15 protein-coding genes are annotated in these 17,227 nt (G+C 40.6%); 8 read left to right on the top strand and 7 right to left on the bottom strand.

Features of this window, described 5'->3' with window-relative positions:
* Window position 1 precedes the first annotated feature (1 nt).
* Complete coding sequence (locus tag DV942_RS14885) at window positions 2-913, top strand: hypothetical protein (RefSeq protein ID WP_145858727.1); 912 nt, start codon at window positions 2-4, stop codon at window positions 911-913.
* Between the two features lie 249 nt (window positions 914-1,162).
* Here DV942_RS14885 and DV942_RS14880 read toward each other — a convergent pair whose 3' ends face one another.
* Complete coding sequence (locus tag DV942_RS14880) at window positions 1,163-1,966, bottom strand: glycosyltransferase family 2 protein (RefSeq protein WP_145858723.1); 804 nt, start codon at window positions 1,964-1,966, stop codon at window positions 1,163-1,165.
* Between the two features lie 185 nt (window positions 1,967-2,151).
* Here DV942_RS14880 and DV942_RS14875 point away from each other — a divergent pair, with 185 nt between their 5' ends.
* From DV942_RS14875 to DV942_RS14850, 6 genes are all read left to right on the top strand, one after another.
* Window positions 2,152-3,051, top strand: coding sequence for a glycosyltransferase family 8 protein (locus DV942_RS14875; protein WP_145858721.1), 900 nt, complete (start codon window positions 2,152-2,154; stop codon window positions 3,049-3,051).
* 101 nt (window positions 3,052-3,152) lie between these two features.
* Complete coding sequence (locus DV942_RS14870; protein WP_145858719.1) at window positions 3,153-3,929, top strand: glycosyltransferase; 777 nt, start codon at window positions 3,153-3,155, stop codon at window positions 3,927-3,929.
* 111 nt (window positions 3,930-4,040) lie between these two features.
* Window positions 4,041-5,018, top strand: a complete 978-nt coding sequence (locus DV942_RS14865) for a hypothetical protein (protein ID WP_145858717.1) — start codon at window positions 4,041-4,043, stop codon at window positions 5,016-5,018.
* On the top strand, window positions 5,019-6,356 hold the full coding sequence (locus DV942_RS14860) for a flippase (protein WP_090980803.1): 1,338 nt from the start codon (window positions 5,019-5,021) through the stop codon (window positions 6,354-6,356). It abuts the gene before it with no gap.
* The gene (locus tag DV942_RS14855; RefSeq protein WP_145858714.1) at window positions 6,353-7,171 is read left to right on the top strand and encodes an alpha-1,2-fucosyltransferase; all 819 of its coding nucleotides are present in this window, start codon (window positions 6,353-6,355) and stop codon (window positions 7,169-7,171) included. Before DV942_RS14860 ends, DV942_RS14855 begins: the two co-directional genes overlap by 4 nt.
* A gap of 15 nt (window positions 7,172-7,186) precedes the next feature.
* A complete protein-coding gene (locus DV942_RS14850) occupies window positions 7,187-8,398 on the top strand; it encodes a glycosyltransferase (protein WP_145858712.1) in 1,212 nt (403 codons plus the stop codon).
* Window positions 8,399-8,404: 6 nt separating this feature from the next.
* On the opposite strand, the gene DV942_RS14845 is transcribed toward DV942_RS14850, so the two are convergent.
* The 6 genes from DV942_RS14845 to DV942_RS14820 all read right to left on the bottom strand — a co-directional run bounded on the left by DV942_RS14845 (window position 8,405) and on the right by DV942_RS14820 (window position 16,383).
* Window positions 8,405-9,625 (bottom strand): glycosyltransferase family protein, encoded by a 1,221-nt coding sequence (locus DV942_RS14845; protein WP_145858709.1) that lies wholly within the window; start codon window positions 9,623-9,625, stop codon window positions 8,405-8,407.
* Window positions 9,626-9,646: 21 nt separating this feature from the next.
* Complete coding sequence (locus DV942_RS14840) at window positions 9,647-10,816, bottom strand: acyltransferase family protein (protein WP_145858706.1); 1,170 nt, start codon at window positions 10,814-10,816, stop codon at window positions 9,647-9,649.
* Between the two features lie 89 nt (window positions 10,817-10,905).
* On the bottom strand, window positions 10,906-12,318 hold the full coding sequence (locus tag DV942_RS14835) for an O-antigen ligase family protein (protein ID WP_186462314.1): 1,413 nt from the start codon (window positions 12,316-12,318) through the stop codon (window positions 10,906-10,908).
* A gap of 23 nt (window positions 12,319-12,341) precedes the next feature.
* A complete protein-coding gene (locus DV942_RS14830) occupies window positions 12,342-13,526 on the bottom strand; it encodes a glycosyltransferase (protein ID WP_145858700.1) in 1,185 nt (394 codons plus the stop codon).
* Window positions 13,526-15,682, bottom strand: a complete 2,157-nt coding sequence (locus DV942_RS14825; protein ID WP_145858697.1) for a GumC family protein — start codon at window positions 15,680-15,682, stop codon at window positions 13,526-13,528. Before DV942_RS14825 ends, DV942_RS14830 begins: the two co-directional genes overlap by 1 nt.
* A complete protein-coding gene (locus DV942_RS14820) occupies window positions 15,682-16,383 on the bottom strand; it encodes a TolC family protein (RefSeq protein ID WP_145858695.1) in 702 nt (233 codons plus the stop codon). Before DV942_RS14820 ends, DV942_RS14825 begins: the two co-directional genes overlap by 1 nt.
* A gap of 84 nt (window positions 16,384-16,467) precedes the next feature.
* Between DV942_RS14820 and DV942_RS24020 the strand changes: the two genes are divergently transcribed.
* Window positions 16,468-17,088 (top strand): acyltransferase, encoded by a 621-nt coding sequence (locus DV942_RS24020; RefSeq protein ID WP_145858693.1) that lies wholly within the window; start codon window positions 16,468-16,470, stop codon window positions 17,086-17,088.
* Window positions 17,089-17,227 lie beyond the last annotated feature (139 nt).

The raw sequence follows: 17,227 nt of genomic DNA, 5'->3' as shown, positions 1-17,227 counted from the left end.
CATGAAGAATTTTTTTATTCAGCTATTTAAACTACTTCTGATCTGTTATCTCCTGTTCTGGTTGCTGGATGAAGGTTTTACCTATGTATTTCAGAAAGGAAATTATACCAAAATCCAGTGGCTGGACAAGGTTAGTAACCAGAAGTTTGATTTTGCCGTTCATGGAAATTCAAGGGCATATACATCGCTGGACCTAAAAATGATTGAGGAGCAAACAAAAAAGAAAGGGATCAACATCTCCGTAGACGGCAGTTCGATTACCGATCAGTACCTGATGCTGAAGCTGTTTATACTGAAAAATAATAAAATCAAAAAATTATACCTGCAGATTGATCCCTTCTCTTCTAATACAGAAGAAATTTTTGATTTTGCCGTGCCTAAATTTTTTCCATACCTTAAAGAGCCTGTGGTATTTGATCACTTCAAACAGTTTGGATATGAGTGGTATGCATACAGGTATATACCTTTTTACCGGTATGCCAAATACAACACCCTATGGGGAATACACGAGGTAATTAATGATGGATTTAATATACTGCCCCAGGATTTCGACAGTTATGGTGATTTCTTTTATCCTGATGTGGCCTATAAAGGGCCTGCAAAACTGAGAGACCTGACTTTTGATCTGAAAGGCAAATATAAATTCCTGAATGACATCATTTCGCTTTGTAAAGCCAATAAAATCGAACTTATTTTATTCACCGCGCCAGTGGCCGACATTAAAATTGATGAGCAGTATAAACAGAACATAGCTGAATTTACCCTGCAGATGAAAAGGGATAAAGGGGTTGAATATTTAAATTTTGGTGATATTTATCAGCACGACCCAACCTTTTTTTATAACGAAATCCACATCAACCAAAAGGGTGCAGAAGATTTCACCAGGCGTATGATGCCGGTTTTTGCAAGGTAATCATCTTTGTTAGCTTTCGGCTCCATCCATTAACCTTTTAATTTGAGTTCAATAAATAATGTGGCTTTTAAAGCCATTCGCCAGATATATGCGGGGAGAAATCTTTTAAACCAGATCTCAAGAACTTAGTTTAAAGATCTCTCCATTTCGCTTCGCTACAGTCGAGAAGACGATTTTTTTTAGGAGTCTGTCGATGTTAGCTTGTTTCAGCATTTTTTTCATGATGATCAAACTCAGATTTTAGGGGAATTATCCCCCCAGTACCCGTTTTATTCTTTTTAGAGAGCCCTTTATTAATCCGCCGTCAAGCTGTATTCTTCTGTCGGTGGTCCAGGTCAGCGCGCTGATGGCGGTAACCAGATGGAGTTTTCCAAAGCCCTTATTTCGCAATTTTAGTGCGAGCCAGCCATCTTCATTGGTTCCCGGTGGATGGTTAAAACCATCTACGGCGATTCCCTGCTCGCGCCTGAAGCCTGAATTGAATCCATATACATTTACGGCCTCCTCCTTAAAAACCTTATTCATCCACCGCGAAAGCCTTGCCAGGTGTTCGTAAAAAAAATAGGTTGCGCGACCTGTTTCTGCAATAGGCAAAAAAGCGAATCTACCATAAGTAAGGGCAATGCCTGGGTTCTCCAGCGGTACAGTCATCTGTTCGATCCAGTCTGCAGGATAAATGGTATCAGCATCCGCATTTAATATGTATTTACCACGGGCAACCGCAAGGCCGGCGTTACGGGCAAAAGTAATTCCCTGCCTGCTTTCCAGGATACATGGTACACCAGTACTTTTAACAAGGGCTTCAGTATGATCGGTAGAATTGTTGTTTACCACAATAATTTCTACTACTCTTTTTGTTTTATTGGCAGCCAAAGAGGCGAGGGTAGGTATGATATTATCCTGCTCGTTGAATGCCGGCATCACTACAGATACTTCCGGAACACCATTAGAGATCGTTTTATAGGAGGCCCTGGCCTTAGCGCCCAACTCTTCGGAGGTGAACCGTTTATCGATAAACTGTTTAATATGTTCAGGAACTTTGATTGGCCACATGACTGATGTTTTAAAACACAATATTAAATAAATACTTCAATAATTTTAAGGTTTGCAATATATTTGAATGGGTAAGCGGGTCAAAACTTCAAATTTAGATCGATAAGGTTTAAAAAGATGAATAATAATTTTAATTCCCTAAATTTGTATGTTCTACCGAAACAAAAAGCCTCTATTTCAAACGAATGTCCAAACAAAGAGAAACTATCCATATTGTTATCGCAACGGATAACCACTATGCCATTTTACTGGCCCCCCTGATCAAATCGGTACAGGCCAATCATAAAACCGGCGAGCAGATTGCCTTCGCGATTATTGATAATGGAATTTCCAAACTGAACATTCAGAAGCTACGATCAATGGTTGATGGTAATGATTATACCCTCAGCTTTCATGAGATGGAATCGGTTCTGCCAAAGGATATGCACCTCCCCATTGACGGTACTGGGATGCCACAGATTACCTATATGCGAATGTTTGCGCCTTATATTGTAGGTAATGCCGCAAAACGGGTCATTTATCTGGATGTAGACATGATTGTGAACAGGGATATATCGGAGTTATGGTCGGTGGAACTGGACGGTAGAACCGTGGGTTGCGTACAGGACCATTCGGCAACGGTAAGTTGCGAATGGGCAGGAATACCTAATTACCGTGAACTTGGGCTTGATCCGGAGACGAAATATTTCAATGCAGGTTTGCTGGTAATCGATATTGAAAAATGGAAAAACGAAAATATACCTCAAAAAATACTGACCTGCGTAGAGGAGAATAAAGATTCGCTGCTTTTAGCAGATCAATATGCCCTTAACGTAGTTTTTGCCAATAGCTGGAAAGAACTCGACCACCGTTGGAACTGCAAGGCCGGGGTAGATGTAAAAGATCCCTTTATTATGCATTTTATTGATATTAAACCGATCTATTCATCGTATAATGGCAGTCAGTTTTACAAAAACGAGTTTTTCCGGTATCTTAAAATGACCCCCTGGGCAGACTTCAAAATTGTACCCAATTATGTAAGGGTTTTCAGAAAAGGGTTTTACAAAGTAAAAAAAACAGTCAAAAAAATTTTTGCTTTGAAATAAAATAATAAATTTATACATGTTCAGATCCGCTTCTGTAAGCTGTACCCCAAAAGGTTAAGACCAGCAGTGGAAATCTTTTCCAGCTAACAATTTATCAATACATGCAGTCAAAAGCGTTCAATTTTCCAGAGGTAACCTTGCTGGTTACCCATTTTAACAGGCCTGCCTCCCTAGCCAGATTACTTTCCTCTTTCGCGTCGCTGGGTTGCAAATTTGGTGAAATTGTTGTGTCTGATGATTGCAGTACAGCCGAAAACCTGGTGCTGGTTAAAAAACTCCAGCCTGAATTTGGTTTTAAGCTTATTACTACGCCAAAAAATGCCGGACTAGGAAATAATATTAATAAAGGACAGCGAAACGCAACACTTCCCCTTACGCTTTATGTACAGGAAGATTTTGTTCCACTCGAACTGTTTCCGGAGAAACTTTCTGCATCCATCGGTTTTATGCAGAATGACCCTACCCTGGATATCGTTCGGTTTTATGCCTATCAGCGTTTTCCTTTTCTGAAACCATTTGCTGAAGGTTTCTCTGAAATGCATTTTAACCCTAAAGATATTCTGAGTACCTATAATAAATTCTACCTGTACAGTGACCATCCACACCTGAGGAGAAGTGATTTTTTAATCAAGTTTGGCGATTATAAGGAAGGGGTTAATGTAGAAAAGGCAGAATACAGCATGATGATGTCGTTTCTTAAACGTAAGGGTAAAGGATTGTTTTATGAAGACTTTCAGGGTCTTTTTGATCAAAGAAACTCGAGTGAAGAACCCAGTACCTTTAAACGGAACTGGAAGCGGCATCCCACCAATATGATGATCAGGGTGGCCAGGCACCTTTACAGGCACATAAAATTTAACCTGAACTATTATTTTTAAAGTTACGCAGCGCTTAGCTTTTGATTAACGCGACTTTACGACTAAATTACCACAAAACCCCTGGCTGGCATCAGCATAAAAAATGAAAATAGCTACAAAATAACCTGTGACATGCTAAGGAAATTAATTGTTAAAATTTTAGGCTTATATACAAAAATCAGGCATTATAACGTTCCTGCGAATTACCGCTATTTTTTCAGGGACACCTATCTATGCCAGGTCATTCAGTGGAAATACCTGATCAGCGATTATGTAATTAAAAAACCCTATAAAAAAATATCCTTTAGCGGAGAGTTTACTCCTGATCTGGCCTTCGCACTGCCATTTGCCTACTGGCATTTCAAAAACGGTACCCTATTGCAAACCGAAGGGGCAAAATATACCTCCGAGCTGTATTTTTTTTCGCCTGAACACCTTGAAACATTTGATTCCAGAACTACGCCGGGAAACTATAATTTTGAAACACCCCGGATTCTTTACAGCCAAAACTACAACATGCGTAAGTGGGCACAAGTTCCCTTAAAAGAGGTGTATGGCAATGACATTTATCGTTATAACAAACCTATCCTGATTATTGCCAACCGCTATAATATGGAATGGGATGGTCCGCCGATCAGTTTTTTAAGCATTGCACTTTTAGACGAACTGATCAACAGCTATAAATCTGAATACCAGATTATTTACAACAGACCCAGACCTGAAAATATTACGAATGACAACAGCGATATTTACGATTTAAATGAATACGACTGGATTGAGCAGCAGCACCCTGAAGTGCTGTTAATGGAAAACATGTTTAAACAAAACCTGGGCAAAGCGAGAAACTTTAACCATTTCCAGCTGATGGTATATGCCAATGCGGAACATTTTATATCCACACACGGGGGAACAGGTGCATTGGCCAGCTATTTTGGCGGCGTAAATATCCTTTTATCTAAAAAAGGCCCGGAACACTATTTTGGTTGTTTTACAAAACTCTACCCTAAATTCTCAAATGCAGCGATATACCATGCCAAAAGTGATCAGGACGTACTGGAACTGGCAGCAACACATCTGAAAAGAAAACCATTATCCCCAAATCAGGCTTAAATGAGCGGAACAAAAAATAACTATTGGATTAAATCCGGGATCATCAACATCCTGCAGAACTTTTCCGGCACGCTGATTAACCTTGCGATATTCTTCGTACTGGTAAGACTTCTTACAAAAAATGATTATGGTGTTTGGGGAATATTTTTGCAAACGGTAACGATCCTTGAAATTATCCGTAACGGACTTATTCAGAGTGCATTGATCAAATTTATGTCGGGGTCTGAAAAAAAAGAACATTCAGATATCTTTTCTGCAACCCTTACCATTAGTGGAAGCCTTACGGTTCTTTGCATTTTATTGAACCTGATTTTCGCAGGTTATCTTTCCAGATTGCTCAAAGCACCGGAACTTGAACCCATGTTTCACCTGTATAATATTGTATTTATTTTTTCCGGAATCCTGACCCAGTTCAATTGCATTGAGCAGGCCAACTTTAAATATACAGGTGTGCTTTTCAGCGGTTTGGCAAGACAGTCCGTGTTGTGCTTATTCTTGTTCGTATGCCTTTTTTTTGGCATCAAGACTAATCTGATGACACTGGTATATGTACAGATTTTAGCTGTACTGGTTAGCATCGCCATCTCCTGGGCCTATGTAAAAAACTTCATCAGCTTCTCTTACCGGTTTAGTAAAAACTGGATCAGCCGGATATTCCATTATGGCAAGTATGCATTTGCTACCTCGGTTAGTTCCATTCTTTCTGGTACAATAGATCAGTGGATGCTTGCAGGCATTATTTCCCCGGCTGCCTCCGGCTCATTCAATATTGCAGTGAGAATTGGCAATCTGATCGATATCCCTACCAATGCTGTAGCCACTATTGTGTTTCCGCAAAGTTCTAAACGCATAGAAACCGAAGGAAAGGAAGCCATTAAATACCTGTATGAGAAGTCGGTTGGCACCATCCTGGCCATGGTAATCCCCGCAATTATTTTCATCTATCTGTTTGATGGGCTGATTATTAAGCTTCTGGCGGGAGATAAGTATGCCGATACTGTTCCTATACTCAACATCACCTTACTTTATTGCATATTCGGTCCGTTTGGGCGACAATTTGGGGTAATTATCGATTCCATCGGAAAAACAAGGGTTACTTTTATCATTGTAATTGTTAATACCTGCGTAATTCTGACGCTGAATTATTTCCTCATCCACCGGTACGGGGTAATCGGTGCGGCATATGCTACCCTTATTGCCAACATTTTCGGTTTTAGCATATCACAGGTTATTTTGTGGAGAGAACTCAAGGTAAATGCACTCAATGCATTTGTATATGCCTATCGCTTTTACCCTGAATTCATCAATAAATATATTTTAAAAAAGGCAGATTTATGATCGGAGTTAAATTTATCGGGAGGCTTGGAAACCAGATTTTCCAATATGCTTTCTTTCAGTATTTAAAAGCAAACAACAAAGGAAAATCGTTTTTTTTTGTAAATCCGCATCATGCCTACCTGACCAAATATTTTGACCTGGGGACATTCGATAACCTGACCTTATCTTCAAAGCTCTATTCGGTATATACCCGCATGTTGCCCAAAGTATTGAAATTTAACGAGATTTACATTGAAAGTATCCAGGTTCCGCGGCCGGTAGAAGTGAAAGAACGCACCATCTACAAGGGCTTCTTCCAAACCGATTTTTATGTCAGGAATATTCCAGGAGGATTCAACATCAAGCTTAAAAAGCAATTCACCGATCTTTTTGAAGCGGAATTCGGACCTGTTTTCCGGACGAATAAAACGATTGTTGTCCATATCCGGCGAACGGATTACCTGAACTATGGCAAAAGAGACATCTCCCTGCCGATGTCTTATTTCAAAACCAGACTGGATGCCCTTGGCGATACTAAAGACTGTATCGTTTATTTTGTGAGTGATGATATTGAGTATGTAAAGGCCTACTTTGGTGAACAGCCAAACTATATATTCTCATCAAATAATGAGATAACTGATTTTCAGATTATAAAAAATGCTGATATCGCCATTATTTCAAACAGTAGTTTTGCGTGGTGGGCCGCTTATCTCTCAGATAAAAACAATACGGTATACGCACCAAAAAACTGGTTAGGTTTCCGCATTGGGAAGGAGCATCCAAAAAGGGTGATGACAGATAAATTTATATGGTGCGACGTTTTTGATCAGCCCTAATTTTAACCATAACGGATGAGGATACTTCATATTACAGCTTATATTACCGGTGGGGCAGGAATTGCTGTTATGCGTCTTCATCAGGCGCTTTTGGAACAGGGCATCGAATCTGAAGTGCTTTGTATGCATGCCCTCAATGAAAATCTTTTACCTGGTGTATACAAGACCGATCAAAAAAGGCCGTTTACCAACCGGGTAACCAGGAAACTGGGCATAGACAGAAATACGAGAATTACAGAAGGACAAACAGGAAAGTATGAAATCTTTAGCTTTCCTTTTTCGCATTACCGATTGGAACAGGATGACCGGGTAAAACGTGCTGACCTTATCCACCTTCACTGGATATCGGACTTTGTAGATGTCCCGACCTTTTTTAAAGCCATAAAAAAACCGATGGTTTGGACCGCTCACGACCTAAACCCGATTTTAGGTGGTTTTCATTATGAACAGGATGTGTTACGTAATCCCAATTTCAAAAATGCAGAAGATTTGCTTCAGAGAACAAAACATGAAAGCATTCGTTCTTCCGGCATCAGGTTTATTGCGAGCAGTACGCTTACGCTACAAAAAATCCAACAATATCTTCCTGGCGTAAAATGCGATCAGATTCCCTGTGTGCTTGATATTGCCGGTTTCAGACGAATTGACAAGGCTATTTCCAGGGAAGCCCTTAATATTCCTGCAGACTCACTGATACTTGGAACGGGTGCTGATGATCTTGAAAATTACAGAAAAGGTTATTGGCTTTTACTTGAGGCTATTGGGGGTTTAGAAGCCGATGAGAAAAAGTTCATTACCATTTTAACCTTTGGGGCAATCAGGGCAAAAGTTACCACGAACAATGAGCGCGCCATCAATATCATCCGCTTTGAACCTGTGCACGATAAAAGATTTCACTCACTGATTTACAGTGCAATGGATTTTTTCATTAATCCCTCACTGGAGGAAACGTTTGGGCTTACCGGCACCGAAGCTATACTATGTGGCACACCGCTGATTGCATCAGCAACAGGAGGAATGATTGATTATATTGAGCCTGGCGTAAGTGGTTATTTATTTGATCCGGGTGATGTAGCTGAACTGCGGAAACTGATCAGACAAGCAATTATTTCAAAAAAAGAAAAAGCGGCAACTTTAAACAGCTGCAGAGCGCGCCTTCTTGAGTGGTACCAACGCAGTGATCCCATCAGTAAACATATCAATCTGTACAAGGAAATGTTGTCTTAAAAAAAGTTAATTTTTACCTTTTTTTTCGGGATAAAACTCAGCGATCAGACTGCCCAGTTCTGACATACGCCTTGCCCAGGTATTATCGGCAGCAATTGACAACCTGAATGCTTTAGCTTCCCCGTTATCATTTTCAAGATAAAAAGAAATGGCTGAAGAAAACTCATCAGTATTGTGGCAATAGCGCACAGAATCAAAGGTAAACTCCAAAAGATCCATATTAAAATCTGTAGACACCACTGGTTTACCAGTTCCCAGGTACTCAAATAATTTAAGCGGAAAGATTGTTGCACTCACTTCATCCTTTTTAAACGGAACCATTGCAATATCGAATCCTTTTACCACTGCCGGCATCTCATCATAGCGCACACTTTCGCGAAAATAAACGTTATGCATTTCTTCAAACTCCTGAGGAACGAATTCCCGGGCGGTAGGCCCAACCAGTACAAAGCTTTTATCCGGGTTCATCGTGGCAACCTTTATCAACAGATCAAAATCGATACGGCGTTCTATTGCACCTAAGTAACCGATAACCGGTTTGGGGATATCAGATACGGAAGGGTGGATGAGCAGGTTCGGATCCAGCGCCCGTGAGGAAACCGTCAAATCGGCTGCATTAGGAATAAAAAAGGTCTGCTTTTTCTTTTTAATTTTGTCGCGATAAAGTGCTTTGCTTGTGCAGATTACAAGATCGCTGTTTTTGATGAGCAAATCTTCGGATACAAATCCATGGCGCTCATCATAACCCGTAATAATAGGGTCTACACAATGGTAGATCGTCAGTATTGCCCCGGAAAGCATTTTAGAAACACCGGGATAGTGGAAATTAAACGAATTGATAAAAATAAATTCATCAACGCCTCTCTCTGCCATAACCCGGTTAATCCTGGCCGAAATCATGCGTTCGTTCCACCGCAATAACCAACGATAAATACGCCCTTCGGGCAAAAAGTTAAGAGAAAGTAACAATGGCAAGATTAAAATCTTTAAACCCGGAAATCCTGTATCAAGAATTCCTTTTGCGCCTTTCTTAAAATGTGGAATTCTTAAAGCAATGTCTGATTGTTGATTTCTTTTGAAGTAATCTTTAAGCGTATAGGGAAAATCAACATAATATACGTCGTTGTTTTCTGCCAGAAATTTGGCGGTATGATAACTGGTGGATTCAAATTTCCAATCAAACCTGGTGGCACCCAATATTACGATTATCTTGTCCTTTAGTTCCATAGTATGTATTCTTCGCAAAAGTTATTGCCTTTTCCAAATAGATGAAACCCATTTTGCAACCCTGGAAGGCCAGTCTTTATCCATAAAAGGCTTTTCGAAACATAGAAAAAATACGGCACTTAAGGCCAGTACAACCGGAAGAAACAGGGCCAGCTGCAAGAGCAGATTAATGGTATAATCACGAGTGAAGGTTACATATTTGCTTAACCGGATAAAAAACTCGGCAAAAGGAAGATGAATAAGGTATATGGTATAACACATTCCACCGATGGCCATCACCCACCTGTTGGTAATCAGCCGGTTAATCAGGTTTCCTTTAAATGCAGCAATAAAAAAGACAAAAAGACAAATTACCACCGCCAGTCTGTTAATGAACTCAAAACCCCAGCTCCATAAACCAATAAGCCCTGCAAGAGCGAGTACGGCTACAATATCATAAAATTTGCTTTTTTTAATTGAAGCCCAATCACAGATATAAAGATCAGCCAGCATAAAGCCGATTAGAAAATAGTGAAGATGACCTAGAATTGAAAGACTAAACGGTGGCAGGTACCACTTAAAATATTGCTGGAGCAACATCAGCACCAGAATAAAGCCAATGTTCAGACCACGTCTGATACCTTTTTTAGGTATTTTAAAGAAAAAATAGGAAAGAAATGGCGCAAGAATATAAAATTGGATTTCAATTTCGAGGGTCCAGGTTGGGGGATTAAAGGGAGACCAGACACCATAAAAAATAGCATGGGTATATGTGATATTGGCAAAATAATGCGGAAGATATTCAAAAAAAGAAACATGGCGCTGAAATACATAAACCAGAAAGAAAATACTGATCCAGAAAATATAAGGTGGTTCAAGCCGGGTAAGCCTTCTCCAGAAATATTGCCTGATACCTATTTTCTTTCCGCTGGCCAGATGGTATGAAGCAAATGGGAGCGCCAGGATAAACCCGCTGATTACAAAAAAAATGTAAACACCTAAGAACCCCCTGTAAGCCAGAAAATAGGCAAATGTATCTGCTTTGGGATGGATAAAATCGATCGTGGTGTTCCGCTCAAAACGCTCGTTCAAATGCTGTATAAGCACCGGAAGGATCGCAAAAAATCTAAGTCCATCAATCTCGCTGATGAGCTTCCTTCCAGAGGTGACCCTGGCCAGTTTATCGGGTATGGATTGCAGAAATTTATACATTATTCTTACTTTTCTTATATCCTTTGATAAAACCAAATACAAAAAATACAGCTGCAGGTATGACCAAGAGTCCTAGTGGCATATTGAAATTAGTTATTTTTTGAGATTGCTACATTTTTTCCATCCAGGTTATTGGCCATGAGTACAAATGACCATGACATGTATAGAATGATTACTGATGGAAAACCATTCATAACTTCATTGCCATAACTACAAAAAAACAGACCGGCGGTACCGGATGTTAGCGCAATGCATTTTACTTTGAGTCCCTTATCCTGAATGTTCCACACCGTTCCGCAACACTTTCCAAGCATATACATAATCAGTGAAAACCATATCACAAGCCCCACAGGTCCGTACATTACCCAAATCTTAACCCAATAACTATCTGGCGGAATATTTGATAAATATTTTTCTGAATTAAATTTAATCCCGTTCAATCCGATACTTCCCACCCCTGCACCGAAGGGTTTGTTCTTCATCAATTCTTTCAGCGTGGCCTGATTGATCAGCCTGGCATTAAAGGAATCGTTTTCAGGGTCAACAGCGGTACGTAGCCGAACAATCTGGTAATTCCCACTTCCGATAGTGGTGTATTTGAGAAAGCCAAACATGGCAACAACGAAGAAAAGCCCCGCAAAGAGCACCTTAAAATTTTTACTCAGTGACATGGCAAAGATGCTGGCCACCACAAATGCAAAAAATGCTCCCCTGGTGCCGGAAATTAGCATTCCGTAAAAGAGTATTAATCCGGAAATCCATAATAAGATCTTCTTCCACCTTTTAAAAGGGCCTAAGGCCATCACTATTGTGATTGCCGACATTGCGGCCTGAGAAGCACCAAACTGGCCTGCATCGGTATAAAATGAAAATACCCTGAGCCTGCCATCAATAATATGGGTGGTTGCCCCTCCTTCATCAAGCCACCGTTGCTCACCGGCAGAAACCCCTATATAATATTGTTTGATTCCATAAAGCGTACCTAAAACAGACAGTGAGATGATCATTATAAAAAAAACATCAAGGTCGCGTTTACTCTTAAACAATAAGAAGCCAATAGGGGCGATTAGCAACCAGTTGAAAGCTGTAAAACGTACTTCATTTAGCCAACCCAGCAAACTGGCCCCTTCGGGATTAACCAATTCCAGAATGTTAATTGAAAACCAGATGAGCGCGATGATAATATGATCATTATGGATCTCTTTCCAGTCGATTTTCTTATAATTAACCAGCAGCGAAAGCCAGGTAGCGCCGAGCAGAACTTCCATTAGGGGGCCAAAAGGCAATCCCGTATTTTTCAGCAGGCCGGCAATAAAGAAACAGTATACGAGATAAACGAGAAAACCAACTTTTGGATTGGAAAATAATGCAATCGTAAATACAATGCCTCCTGCAAAAAGCAATGCCAGGAAAACGGCATAATATTCGAGCTTAACGGTGAGTAAAGCTGAGCCGACAGCAAATGATAGCATAGCAATAAGAATTACCAGCTTTTTTTTCATCTCATATGATAGGTTGGACCACATCATCTGCTGTTATTTTTGAGGCGGTGCCTGGTTGCCACATTTGGCTTGCTGGAGAAGACAGATTTGGCTAAGGATACAAATTGATAAAATATAAATTTAGGAATAAAAACCAGCGCCCTGCGAATTTTTTTATCGGTTGTTTTGCTTAAAACCGGAATCAAAAAGCTAATTACATAAATAACCAGGGAAAGGAAAATGACCAGTGCCAATAGCTGGGTGGTAAACAGGCTAATGACCATTAACAAAACAGCCAGTGATAAGAATATAAACAGTGGCGGCCTTAGCAGCACTGTACCAAAGATAAGCTGATTAAGATTAGCGCCTGCCACACCTTGATAAAGAATTCCAAACCCAAATTTGAAGTACTTAAACCAGGTAGCGATCCAACGCGATCGTTGGCTGACCAACTGCTTCGGAGCGGAGGTTTTCTGATCATAAACAATGGCGTCCTGGGCAAAAGCAATTCTTTCGCCAACAGCAATCAAACGGGCCTGAAGCACTTTATCAAATCCGGCGCCCTTGATATCAATATCTTTTAGCATTCGTATGTAGAGCTGCGAATCAAACGCCATACCCGAGCCCGCAAGTGTTGCAGATGATCCAAGTTCAAAGATCACTTTCCCGTCATAAAAATGGTAATAAATATCCCTTGCCGCGTCCAGGCAGGCAATTGTAGTCTCAAGGTTTTTAGCTGATCTGAGTCCCTGTACAGCATGGAACCCCAGCCCGAAATACTTGTTCAACTCATTAATCAATTGCGGATGAGCGAGGTTATCGCTATCCATGATCAATATTGTTTGATGTTGACGCCTGAAATGCTCAATGGCATAAAAGTGAGAGGCCGTATTGCTGGCTAAAACATTCTCGGGAAACAAAACGTCAACACGATCATCGGTAAAAATAAGCGCTTCAGATGGTTTACAGTTATCCGCAACCACATAAATATGAAAATTTAAATAGTCCATATCCAGAAGGGATTTGACCGCATCGGCTACAAAATCTACCTGCTCATAAGCCGTTAAAATAATTCCATAATCCCTGTTGGTTGTACCCGTATTTAAAGATCTTACTGGTTTGGCGGAAAACTTCCAGCATAAAAACAGCACCATCGGAAAAAGAAGATGGAAGCAAATAATGATTCCCAGAATGTATAATATCCAATGCCAGATCACAAACGCATCCATTATCCTTTTGTTTTAAAAAACTCCAGTTCGCCCGAACCCGTTTCGGCCATATTAAGTATCCATCCCCTAAAAATCCCGGTTTCTTTAAGCATAGCAAGATATGCCTTTTTATCTTCATTGATTGATTCTCCTGATTTGAACACCGCTACGGCGTTATGGGTAAAGGAAAGCCATTCTCTCACGAGGCTGCTATCATTGATCGCGGCAACATCGATAATAATCAGGTCGTATATTGTTTTTGCCCTGTCCAGCTGTTGATTGATCTGCTGAGCACTGGAAAGTTCCAAAAGAGATCCTTCTTTGCCACGGTTGCTTAACACCGAAATCATTTCTATCGGTTCCTGCTGCCCAATTTGTTCTCTTCCCTGTAAAAAATCCTCCACATATTGTCCAGCCCGGGCCTGACCTAGCGAGGGATGTGTAAAATTCCCATCTATCAACAATACCTTTCTATTTGTTTTTTCCCATGACCTTGCAAGGCATCTGGCAAAAAAGCTTTTCCCTTCAGAAGGCCCAAAGCTGGAAATCACGATCACCTTATCCTGCATGGCCGACTCCAGCTCATATCGGATGGAACGTATGCTGGCCCAAAAATCATGATGGGCCGGATCCTCCCATGAGCTATTCAGCGACTCAAGCGGAGCCGGGAGTTTTGGTATCGTACCGAGTACAGGCACCGACGTTTTCGCGGCCAGTGTTTTCGCATCAAGTATTCGGTTATCGGTAATGAAAATGATAAATAATGCCAAAAGACAGAAAACAAGACTCACAAAACCACTGAGCACCATCAGCGGAAGTTTCTTCGAAGGCTGTGCAAGTCCGCCAACGCCCATCTGGACAATATTCATCTTAGATTCAACCCCGGATTCGAGGTTACTCTGATTATATTTGTTCAGGATATCCAGATACTCCTTGCTGGCGATATCCACACTCATTTCCAGGGTCTGTACCTCTGCTTCCTGTGGAACTAAATTCTCAAAATCCCTGGTCAGTGAATTAATTTTATTTTCAAGAGAATTTATTCCGTACCGGGATATATCCATCTGTATTTCCAGATTGATTTTTTGACTGACCAGTTCCTGTTTAGCACTCAGGGGATTGTTGATGTACTGATCAGAAGATTTGTTAATCTGTTCAGTCAGCTTGTTTCTAAGGGAATCATAACTGTTTTTATACCTTTCGTCAAGGTCGTTTTTAAGGTAGAGGTCGTAAAGGCTGCTTAGTTCTGCCTTAGTTTCCACCAATCCCTGGTTTACTTTAGAGAGCCTGGATTCGATATAGCTCCGTTCTTTGGGATTGAACTTTGCATCAATCTCATTAAGCGCACCGGCGTATGCAGCAGTCTTCTCAATGGCTTCCTGTTTTTTGGTATCATAATCCAGGATTAAAGAATACAACTGCTTAGACTGTTCGGTGAGATTTAAGACCTTGTTTTTGATTTTATAATTCTTCAGTCTGGCCATTCGTGCGGCAAGGGTATCCGTTTTTTCCCTGAGCATATTCCTCAAAAAATTGTTTGCCTTACCCTGCGAAGCTTTGGTGAGCGAAGTATAACCTTTAATGAATTCTGAAGACAGGGTATTTACAATATACGCTGCCAGCTCCGGGCTTTCGGCTTCAGATTGTACGGTAATGAAATCGCTTTCTCCCGAACGGAATACAGATATTTTGCTTTTAAGGGCATCGGCATCGTAATTCATTGATTTGAGCACCCTTGTAAGCCCCTCCTCATCAGGAACGTTGATATCAAGTTCCTCATTATTTTCGTATTTTTTACGATATACCTCAATGGCATGGGCAACAGCGTCTTTATTCAGCGTTTCAACCAGGTCACTTTTGGGTTTAAAAGGTTTATTGGTGGTTAGATCGTGTATCATTAACAAGTAGGATACCTGATTGAGTACCCTTTTCATACGGATCATCTCAATGAGATTGCTAAACTGCTGACGTACCTGTTCACCCTGGACCGCCTCAATAATTACTGACTGTTGCTGTGTTTCATCCACAATTCCGGTTGAAATCTGGGCCTGGGATATATATGAACTCTTCAGGTTGCGCACTAAAAATGTAGTGATGATAATGGTAATCAAAGGGACCAATATCAATGCCAGACGGTAGCGTTTGACAAGTTTCAAAAATTTATATCCTTCAGCCATTATTTTATTTCTTCCAACTTTTTAACCGTTAATTCTTCGAGTGAAATTTTTGCATTGAGGTAGCTGGCTTCCATCTGCAGTTTGGCCTGCAGGGCATTGCTCAAGGAATTCGACGCACTGTTGTATTCTGCAAAGGTTATCTCGGCTTTTTGATACTTGATTTTCATGTTTTCAAAATTACTCTGTGCCGTGAGATACATATCGTTGACCGGTGCAAGCGATTTTTGAAACTGAAGAAGTGTAACATATCTGGATTTTACCTGTGCCTCCAGCTCAAGAAAATATTCTGCCTGGTTAGACTGGGCAATTCTTAACTGTTCTTTTGCTTTTTTAATCTGGCTCGGTTTGGTTAACAAAGAGCCGGGGTTGATGGAAATACCAAACTGATATCCTGTAAGCAGATCAGCAGTCTGCAGATCTACCACGGTATTGGCTGTTGCCTGGTTTGAGCGGGCAACGTACTGAAAGGACAAAGGCTCCAGCCACGAAAGTCGCGCCCCGGAAAGGTCGCTTTTGGCTATATTGATCTGGTTATTAAGAGCACCCACCCTTGGATAGTTGGCTTTAGCCGCCGCAACAAGTTTCTCCATATATAAATAAGAAACTTCGCTTAAAATACTTTCTTGAGCGAGAGCGCTGTTTAACTTAAGCAGGGTGCAGATAAAAAACACCATTAACGGCTTGAGTTGGTTTCTAATCATAAAACGATTGCAGTAAAGATCAAATATATGGTTATGATTTAAATTATGCTAATATTGTAAAGATAACCATAATTAAGATCTGTAATGAAATCACTCTTAAAAGTAGTAAAGGGTAATGAAAAGCTAAAAAAAATTGTGCACTGGATGATGATCCCTACCGGTGAGGCCCGCCCAAGAGTATGGGTAAGCCTTTTTTTAAATCCTTTCTTTCATAAAAAAGGTAAGAATAGCCGCATCAGGTCTAGAACAAGGCTGGATGTTTTACCCTTTAACAGTTTTGAAATGGGCGATGACTCCATAATAGAGGATTTTTGTACAATCAACAACGGGGTTGGCGCGGTCTATATTGGCAACAGGACACTGATTGGAATGAGTAACGTAATTATCGGACCGGTACATGTTGGTGATGATGTCATTATCGCCCAAAATGTAGTGATCAGCGGCCTTAATCATTCCTACCAGGACATTGATCTGCCCATCTCTAAACAACCCGTAGTTACATCGTCAGTTAAAATTGGTAATGGCAGCTGGATTGCAGCCAATGCGGTTATAACAGCCGGAGTGACAATAGGCGCACATGTGGTAATTGCGGCAGGTGCAGTGGTGACCAAAGATGTTCCGGATTTTTGTGTGGCAGCAGGTAATCCGGCAAAAGTGATCAAGAAATACCATCCCGAAACCGGGTTATGGTCCAGAATAAGTTAAGCTATCAGCCCTATTGTGATGGCGCTAAATCCTGGCTGACCGAAAACCAGGAGGTTGCCGGTGTTATTAATTTGAGAATTATCAATAATTTGAGCTAAATATATAATAGTTTGGAAATTAGCCTTTAACTTTGCAAGTT

The organism is Pedobacter suwonensis, from assembly GCF_007833675.1.
In the GTDB taxonomy this organism is placed as follows: Bacteria; Bacteroidota; Bacteroidia; order Sphingobacteriales; family Sphingobacteriaceae; genus Pedobacter; species Pedobacter suwonensis.
This window is presented reverse-complemented; position numbering and strand designations above follow the sequence as displayed.

Coding starts and splice junctions, on each gene's coding strand:
- DV942_RS14885 (WP_145858727.1), top strand. CDS start 2: ATGAAGAATTTTTTTATTCAGCTATTTAAACTACTTCTGATCTGTTAT.
- DV942_RS14880 (WP_145858723.1), bottom strand. CDS start 1,966: ATGTGGCCAATCAAAGTTCCTGAACATATTAAACAGTTTATCGATAAA.
- DV942_RS14875 (WP_145858721.1), top strand. CDS start 2,152: ATGTCCAAACAAAGAGAAACTATCCATATTGTTATCGCAACGGATAAC.
- DV942_RS14870 (WP_145858719.1), top strand. CDS start 3,153: ATGCAGTCAAAAGCGTTCAATTTTCCAGAGGTAACCTTGCTGGTTACC.
- DV942_RS14865 (WP_145858717.1), top strand. CDS start 4,041: ATGCTAAGGAAATTAATTGTTAAAATTTTAGGCTTATATACAAAAATC.
- DV942_RS14860 (WP_090980803.1), top strand. CDS start 5,019: ATGAGCGGAACAAAAAATAACTATTGGATTAAATCCGGGATCATCAAC.
- DV942_RS14855 (WP_145858714.1), top strand. CDS start 6,353: ATGATCGGAGTTAAATTTATCGGGAGGCTTGGAAACCAGATTTTCCAA.
- DV942_RS14850 (WP_145858712.1), top strand. CDS start 7,187: ATGAGGATACTTCATATTACAGCTTATATTACCGGTGGGGCAGGAATT.
- DV942_RS14845 (WP_145858709.1), bottom strand. CDS start 9,625: ATGGAACTAAAGGACAAGATAATCGTAATATTGGGTGCCACCAGGTTT.
- DV942_RS14840 (WP_145858706.1), bottom strand. CDS start 10,816: ATGTATAAATTTCTGCAATCCATACCCGATAAACTGGCCAGGGTCACC.
- DV942_RS14835 (WP_186462314.1), bottom strand. CDS start 12,318: ATGAAAAAAAAGCTGGTAATTCTTATTGCTATGCTATCATTTGCTGTC.
- DV942_RS14830 (WP_145858700.1), bottom strand. CDS start 13,526: ATGGATGCGTTTGTGATCTGGCATTGGATATTATACATTCTGGGAATC.
- DV942_RS14825 (WP_145858697.1), bottom strand. CDS start 15,682: ATGGCTGAAGGATATAAATTTTTGAAACTTGTCAAACGCTACCGTCTG.
- DV942_RS14820 (WP_145858695.1), bottom strand. CDS start 16,383: ATGATTAGAAACCAACTCAAGCCGTTAATGGTGTTTTTTATCTGCACC.
- DV942_RS24020 (WP_145858693.1), top strand. CDS start 16,468: ATGAAATCACTCTTAAAAGTAGTAAAGGGTAATGAAAAGCTAAAAAAA.